This window comes from Lelliottia nimipressuralis (assembly GCF_004402045.1).
In the GTDB taxonomy this organism is placed as follows: domain Bacteria; phylum Pseudomonadota; class Gammaproteobacteria; order Enterobacterales; family Enterobacteriaceae; genus Enterobacter; species Enterobacter chinensis.
Window position 1 is genome coordinate 1 of sequence record NZ_SOMG01000013.1, and the last position, 1,214, is coordinate 1,214.

The following is a 1,214-nucleotide window of genomic DNA, read 5'->3' on the forward strand; positions in this document are numbered from 1 at the left end:
GGGGTGAAGTCGTAACAAGGTAACCGTAGGGGAACCTGCGGTTGGATCACCTCCTTACCTTAAAGAACCTGCCTTTGTAGTGCTCACACAGATTGTCTGATGAAAAAACAGCAGTAAAAATCTCTGCAGGCTTGTAGCTCAGGTGGTTAGAGCGCACCCCTGATAAGGGTGAGGTCGGTGGTTCAAGTCCACTCAGGCCTACCAAATTTCCTTTATGCTGTGTTGTGAAGCAACTCGTTTACATTAAGTAAACTTCGTTACTCCACGCCTTGCCTAAAGAAAAAGCTTCTTATTATAAGAAGAAAAAGGAGTGGTTATACGGGTATTGAAACATTATGGGGCTATAGCTCAGCTGGGAGAGCGCCTGCCTTGCACGCAGGAGGTCAGCGGTTCGATCCCGCTTAGCTCCACCATAATCTCTTGAATATAAAACAATGATTCAGAGTATATTAGGAATAGTATACTGTGAATTATTATGCTCTTTAACAATCTGGAACAAGCTGAAAAATTGAAAACAAATCAATATATCACCGAGGTATATTGATGAGTCTCTCAAAATCTCAAACTTTGAATGTGTTTTGACATCAAAGTGGGATGAGCGAGCAATTTACAGTTCGAGGCGGACAGCGCACAGCAAGCGCAGCATACTTAAGTATGTGAGCATTGCGAGCACTGCCCAACGAAGAAATGTAATCTGCGCAGCCATCACCATCTAGATAGTCTTTGAAAGAGACACTTTCGGGTTGTGAGGTTAAGCGAATAAGCGTACACGGTGGATGCCTAGGCAATCAGAGGCGATGAAGGACGTGCTAATCTGCGAAAAGCGTCGGTAAGGTGATATGAACCGTTATACCCGACGATATCCGAATGGGGAAACCCAGTATCCAATGGATACTATCATTAACTGAATCCATAGGTTAATGAGGCGAACCGGGAGAACTGAAACATCTCAGTACCCCGAGGAAAAGAAATCAACCGAGATTCCCCTAGTAGCGGCGAGCGAACGGGGAGCAGCCCAGAGTCTTAATCAATAGCAGTGTCAGGAGAACGGTCTGGAAAGTCCGGCAGTAAAGGGTGATAGCCCCGTATCTGAAGATGCTGTTATTGTGAACTCGACGAGTAGGGCGGGACACGTGTTATCCTGTCTGAATATGGGGGGACCATCCTCCAAGGCTAAATACTCCTGACTGACCGATAGTGAACCAGTACCGTGA

2 tRNA genes and 2 rRNA genes are annotated in these 1,214 nt (G+C 45.9%); all 4 read left to right on the plus strand.

From position 1 onward, the window contains the following. Positions 1 to 57, plus strand: a 16S ribosomal RNA gene (locus tag E3U32_RS07100); the annotation flags it as partial. A 70-nt stretch (positions 58 to 127) separates the two neighbouring features. Continuing rightward, positions 128 to 204: transfer RNA gene (locus E3U32_RS07105), tRNA-Ile, on the plus strand. 133 nt (positions 205 to 337) lie between these two features. After that, a tRNA-Ala gene (locus tag E3U32_RS07110) sits at positions 338 to 413 on the plus strand. 336 nt (positions 414 to 749) lie between these two features. Continuing rightward, positions 750 to 1,214, plus strand: a 23S ribosomal RNA gene (locus E3U32_RS07115); the annotation flags it as partial.